The sequence below is a fragment of the Mycobacterium sp. TH-M25 genome (assembly GCF_057473665.1).
On the sequence record NZ_JBYCLA010000055.1, the window covers coordinates 1 to 6,424 of the forward strand.

Here is a 6,424-nt window from a genome sequence, read left to right on the forward strand (position 1 = left end):
AATCTCGCCGGATGGCCTCGGTTCTCGCAGGGCGCGGGGTTGCCCTAGGTGACCGAGTTGCGGTGTTGATGAGTAAAGGCAGCGAGCTGGTGATCACCATGCTCGCACTGTGGCGACTTGGTGCGATCTACGTGCCGCTGTTTACGGCATTCGCACCCCCAGCGGTGGAAGCGCGTCTCCAGTCGGCGCGAGCCCGCGTAGTGGTGACCGATGCCGATCAAGTTGGCAAGCTGAGTGGGCTCTCGTCGTGCACCGTGGTGCAGTGGGGCCCAGATCTATATGGGGCAGTCGCCGCTGCTGAGCCGTTGCGTGAGGACCACATCGGTGGGCCCGAAGAAGTCTTTATCCAGCTTTATACGTCGGGCACGACCGGCCCCCCCAGCGGCGTACCCGTTCCCAGACGCGCGGTCGCCGCCTTCGTCGCCTACCTCGAGTTTGGCCTAGACGTCCGGGCCGACGACGTGTACTGGAACGCCGCAGATCCCGGGTGGGCATACGGACTGTACTTCGCCGTCGTGGCTCCGCTCGCTGCCGGACTGACGACCGTCCTGGCCGCAATGCCATTCAGTCCCGAATCCACCGCCGCAGTCATTGAGACCTGTAAGGTCACCAACTTCGCCGGTGCTCCGACAATGTATCGGGCGATGATCGACAGCGGCGTCCGAGCGCCAGTTCTGCGATGCGCATCGTCGGCAGGTGAACCACTTACCCCCGATGTCAACGAGTGGGCACCCGAGGCCTTGGGCACGGAGGTCCGCGATCACTACGGACAGACCGAGCAAGGGATGGTCGTGGCGAACTGCTGGCACGACCGCCTCCGCGGCCCCATCCAAGCGGGTTCGCTCGGGCGAGCACTCCCGGGTTTCGTGGCTGATGTCCATCGTGGCCTGCTCGCGCTGGACACTGAGCGAAGCCCGCTGATGTGGTTCACCGGCTATGTTGACGCACCCGAGCGCACGCGTGAGCGATTTAGCTCCAACGGCCGGTGGTATCTGTCAGGAGACGCGGCCACACGCCACGGCGATCAGTTCTCGTTCGCCGGCCGCGACGACGACGTCATCCTGATGGCCGGATATCGCATCTCGCCGATCGATATCGAGGACATCCTGGTCAAACATCCCGCGGTCGCGGATGCCGCAGTAATAGGCCGCCCTGACGCGATCCGGGGTGAGGTTATCCAGGCATTCGTTGTTCTATCCCCGGACGCCGCAGTCCCTCTCCACAGTGATCCTGGGGCGAGTGGACTCGTCGAGCAGCTTCAGGACTTGGTGCGCTCCGAATATGGCAAGCATGCCTTTCCTCGGATCGTAGAAGTTGTCGATTCGCTACCCAGGACACCCAGCGGAAAGCTACAACGATTTGCCCTGCGGCAAGAGCGCGATGGATCGCCGAGTTCCCCCGCGGCCAGTCAATCGGCGACAAGCCGAGGCAGAAGATCGAAAAGTTCTGATTAGCAATGGATTTGGTAGTTCGTCATCGCTGACTTCGACTGCGATGTGTCGGAAAACAACGGAACATGCTGGCCTCCGGCCGGTCAAAATAAGGAGATCGACATGCGTAAATGCAGATGGAAGGTGGCACTCGTTAGCGCAGTGGCCCGGGATCAAAGCCGTTCGCACGCTCCGCTTTTTGGCCTGCGGCCCATCGCGACGGACGACGGCCCTCGATACTGTCGTGAGGCACCCCACATATCGGACACTAAGCGGGATACGCCCGAGGAAGGGCTGGGCAGTCGTGCGTATCGTTATGAGGCGACAGGGGTCGACTGTTTTTGGGTGAGGCGGGCCCGTTTAGTTGTGCGGCAGTTCGCGCCGACACACAGCGCAGAAGGTGTTCTCCGGAGAATCGCTCACGCACCTCACGATGGCTCCAAACTGCCCCGTACGTCGACCGTCGCCAGTCGACGAACCGGGTGGTGGAAGACTGCCTTCGCAGCCTTGGCTATTGCCGTCGTGGTGATTCCCACCCTTACGGTCGCGCCGGATGCGCGTGGCGACGAAAGCCGATATGTGGAGTTCTACACCCCGCCCGATCCATTGCCGCCGGGTCAGCCTGGTGACGTGATCCGCACCGAGCCACAACGCATAGTCAAGGAACCTTCCGGTGTGTTGGGGCACTATCAAGGATCGGGAACCCGGATCATGTATCGCAGCACCGACGCGACGGGTAACCCGGTCGCGGTGACCGGCACCTATATCGAGCCGGACAATCCTTGGCCCGGCGACGGTCCACGGCCGCTACTGGCCTATGCGACGATTCCGTTCGGGCCAGGCGAGCAGTGCGCGCCGTCGCGGATGATGGACCAGGGTATACACGCCTCACTGCAGACCGGGTTCGACCTGATGATCAACCTGGAATGGGGCTTCATCGGCACGTTGCTGGCCCGCGGATTTGCCATCGTGATAACTGATGGCGTTGGGGAAGGCGTCCACGTTGCACAATCGCCACAATGGCTGAACCGGGTCGCATCAGGAAGCGCCCTTATCGATGCCGCCCGCGCGGCCATGAAATTGCCAGGTACGTCCCTGGACTCGCACGGGCCGGTGGCCTTCTGGGGATGGATAGCCGGCGGGTATGCCGCGTTGTCGGCGGCCGAGCTGGTGGGCAGCCACGCACCCGAGCTCAACGTGGTTGGAACGTATGCGGCCGCCGCGCCCACCGATTTGGCCGAAATGCTAGCGCCTATTGACGGCAATTACCTGGCGGGAGCGACCGGGTGGTTTTTGCGAGGCATCGCCGCGTCGTATCCTGAAGCAGAACAAACCATTAAGGACTCGCTCACCCCGCGCGGTATGGAAATGTATGAGAATACTGGGCGTCAGTGCTTGATGCAGACTGGCATCGATTATATGTTCCGCCATTATGATGGCTGGTTCAAAAATGACATCTATGAAGCAGTCAAAAAGGACCCGTTTAAGAGCCTCCTAGCGGCGCAGCGCATCGGCAATATCAAACCCACCGGGCCGGTGTACTTCACGCACAACCGGTGGGACCCCTTCGGAGGGTATGCGCAAGCTCGTCAGAGCGCGGCGGACTATTGTGCGATGGGGGCCGATGTCACATTCTGGACTAATGAGGAGCCTCCGCTCTTCAACAAAGTAGATGTCAACACCTTACTACCGACATTTGTCGATGGTGAGCGAAGCATTGCGTGGGTTACCGACCGATTCAACGGCGTCCCCACCACGCCGAATTGCGATGAGATTCAGGCGCAAAACTAGAGGGGGGCCGCATGCTAAGGGGACGACTCGAATTATCCGTTTCTGCGCCACTTCTGCCCCTTGCCGTCCTTGATGCGTCTGCCCGCCCGAAGGGCATGCCTCAGGGATGCGAAGCGGAAGCGGTTGTCGCCATCGGCGGGCTCACCAGCCGAGGCGGCCACCTCGATGTGCGCTCCGTCGGCGTCACAATCAGAAAATCTGAGCTGTTGGCGGATGTATCGTTTCAGGCGCGCTGCGGTTCACTCACAGCGGTAATCGGTCCCTCAGGGGCGGGAAAATCCACTCTGGCGCGGGTCATCAGCGGTATTTACAGGCCAACTACGGGCAGCGTGTACTTCACCGGCCATGATCTCTACCGCGCGCCCGCCGCAATTCGTCATGAGGTTGGTGTGGTGCCTCAATGCGACACCATGCACGACAAATTGACAGTCGAACAAGCGGTTGGCTACGCAGCCGAACTTCGGCTGCCGGATGCCACGCGCAGCCAGCGTAACCGGGCAGTAGCCAACGTGCTCTGCGAACTCGAACTGTCTGCCTGTGCCCACATGAGAATCGACAAGCTGTCCGGAGGACAGCGCAAAAGGACGTCGGTCGCCATGGAGTTGCTTACCGAGCCATCCTTGCTGATCCTTGACGAACCCACCTCCGGGCTCGATCCGGCTTTGGACCGCCAGGTCATGACCTGGCTGCGCAAGCTCGCCGATGCGGGACGGGTGGTAGTCGTCATCACCCATTGCTTGACCTATCTGAATATGTGCGAGCAAGTGCTAATTCTCGCATCCGGAAGGACGGCGTACTGCGGACCGCCGTCCCAAATCCCAGAAACCTTGGGGACTAGCGACTGGGCAGACATCTTCACACGATTAGGCACGGATCCGGAAGGGGCTCACCGAAATTACCTGGCGTGCGGCCTAACTGAAAGTTCAACACCGCGGCCGACAGTGAACTTGGTGACTTCTGACACCACATCCACTACGTGTTCACGGATCTGCCAGCTTGGCATTGTTGCTCGACGCCATGGGCGTCTTCTCGTCGCTGATCGAGGCTATTTGGTGTTCCTGGCGGTACTACCTCTCGTTGTGGGCGTGCTATCACTGGTTGTGCCCGGAGATAATGGATTCGGCCGGGCGAGCGTGCACGATCGTTTTCCGAACGAGCCTTCACAAGTGTTGGAACTTCTGAACATCGACGCTATCTTCATGGGAGCCGCGTTGACGATCCGCGAGATAGTCGGCGAACGGATTATTTTCGAGCGCGAACAGGCCGCCGGGCTTTCCGCCTCGGCGTACATCATGGCCAAACTGCTGGTTTCGTTCGCGATCATCGCTGTCCAGACTGCTGTCGTGACGGCGATCACCGTGACAGGAAAGGGTGCGCCCACACGCGGAGGCGCCGTCCTCGGTGACGCCACTCTCGAACTTTACGTCGTTCTTTTCGGCACGGGGGCCGCCTCGCTCGTCATGGGTCTGGCGCTTTCCGCAACTGCTCGGACGCAGGATCAGATACTTCCGATGCTCGTCCTCTCAACAATGGTCTCGATTGTGTTCTCCGGCGGTCTGATCCCCATGACAGGCCGACCAATTCTTAATCAGTTGTCCTGGCTAATCCCAGCGCGCTGGGGGTTCGCCGCATCTGCGTCCACCACCGATTTGAGCGCCATCGCTCCCTTTGCACCAGCCAACGAAACCCTTTGGGCTCACACTTTAGGCGCCTGGGTTTTCGCAACCTCGATGCTGTGTCTGCTTAGCATGTTCATGATCGCCTACGTCCGCTGGCGGATTAGGGGCTCTTCTGCACGAACCTGGTAGGAACGGGCCGCGCGTCACACAGCGAGCTCTGTAGTGAGCTGACTGTGGACGGCCGCAGGATAGTTTCCCGACATGTCACCAAGGTCACGTGTCTGTGCCGCTTCGCTTGACTGTCGGCAACAAAAGGGCTGGTAGGAGTCCGATGATGGCCTGGGGTTGCCAACTGCGACATCTAAGGTAGGTGAGTCGCGGCATGCCTCTGCCATTGGAGAGGTGGCCCGATCAAAATATGGTTCGGTTACAGCCCCACGATTGTCAAAGTTGTTGATGCTGGATTGTTTTCGGGCATCGAGCCGCTGATCGTCAGAGGCGTGCGAGCGTGGCGTCGATGTCTTTCGTCAGCAGATAGAGGTCTAGGTTTGTCGCGTCGTCGGCGTCCAGCGGATCAAAGCCAAACCGCTGCCACCACCGAAACGCCGTTGCGTTAAGCGCGGTGACCACAACTGCCCGACACGCTGCCTTCAGGTTGAGCTCGGCCGCCGTCGCCAAGATGTGCTTGACCATTTGAGTGCCGAGCCCAAGTCCGCTCGCACCCACGTCGGTGGCTAGCCGGCCGACGAGCAGCGCAGGAACCTGCGTCGGGGCACCCTTCGCCAAAGGTCCGGGGCTGGCCGAGCGATCCACCGAGGTCATCGACAACGTTGCGTAGCAGACCACCTTGTAGTCGCGGTCAGCTATTACCCATACCGCGGCGGTGTTGCCGCGTCGATTTTGGCCCGCGTAGCGGCGTAGCCACTCGTCCAATGATGGCTCACCCGAGGCGAACCCGTCGCGCTGGTGCTTGTCCGGATCTAGCGGCGTCGGCCGGTAGAACTGCACTCAGTCCAGCCAGCTGAACTTCTGTGGGCGCTGCAATGCGGACACCAACCGCTCATTCACCTGCGCCGGACGGTCAAGAGCCGCGGTGAATGCCGCCGCCGTGTCGGGCGGCAGGTGGATGATTTGTCGTTCGGCTAACAGCTCGTCGGCAGCCTGACTGGCGGCCTGCAGTACGAACGCCGACACACTCAGATGCGCCTCACTTGCAGCCAGCTCCAGCCGACGCTTCGACGCCGCGTCGACACGCAGCTGCAAGCGGTTATCTTTCATGACAGGCATGTACTAACAATGGCAGTACGTGATGGGTTAGTCAAGCTACCCTCCAACGCCACCGACCAGGGCACATACCGTGGAAAGGAACAATCAGTGAACAACGCGCGAGCTGGAAGCCGTCAACAGCCCTGAATACACGACCGCGCCGGCCGCCCACCCCAACCGCGAAAAGGCCCAAACCATCACCGTGCGCCTCGCCGCCGATGAGATGACCCGGCTACGCGCTAATGCCGCAGAACGCGGCCTACCGGTATCGGCGGTGGTGCGCACAGCCATCGCCCACGAACTGGCGCCACAACCCGA

5 protein-coding genes are annotated in these 6,424 nt (G+C 61.0%); 3 read left to right on the forward strand and 2 right to left on the reverse strand.

Annotated elements, in window-relative coordinates; all coding sequences use genetic code 11:
* From AC2VOU_RS02190 to AC2VOU_RS02200, 3 genes are all read left to right on the forward strand, one after another.
* Positions 1-1,454: AMP-binding protein (locus AC2VOU_RS02190; RefSeq protein ID WP_486955882.1), on the forward strand; the 1,454-nt coding region annotated here is incomplete at its 5' end.
* Between the two features lie 483 nt (positions 1,455-1,937).
* Positions 1,938-3,221, forward strand: a complete 1,284-nt coding sequence (locus AC2VOU_RS02195; protein ID WP_486955883.1) for a lipase family protein — start codon at positions 1,938-1,940, stop codon at positions 3,219-3,221.
* Positions 3,222-3,232: 11 nt separating this feature from the next.
* Positions 3,233-5,029, forward strand: a complete 1,797-nt coding sequence (locus AC2VOU_RS02200) for an ABC transporter ATP-binding protein/permease (RefSeq protein WP_486955884.1) — start codon at positions 3,233-3,235, stop codon at positions 5,027-5,029.
* A gap of 303 nt (positions 5,030-5,332) precedes the next feature.
* Here AC2VOU_RS02200 and AC2VOU_RS02205 read toward each other — a convergent pair whose 3' ends face one another.
* Together AC2VOU_RS02205 and AC2VOU_RS02210 are read right to left on the reverse strand one after the other, a co-directional pair.
* Positions 5,333-5,848, reverse strand: coding sequence for a GNAT family N-acetyltransferase (locus AC2VOU_RS02205; protein ID WP_486955885.1), 516 nt, complete (start codon positions 5,846-5,848; stop codon positions 5,333-5,335).
* Complete coding sequence (locus tag AC2VOU_RS02210; protein ID WP_486955886.1) at positions 5,849-6,127, reverse strand: type II toxin-antitoxin system TacA family antitoxin; 279 nt, start codon at positions 6,125-6,127, stop codon at positions 5,849-5,851.
* Positions 6,128-6,424 lie beyond the last annotated feature (297 nt).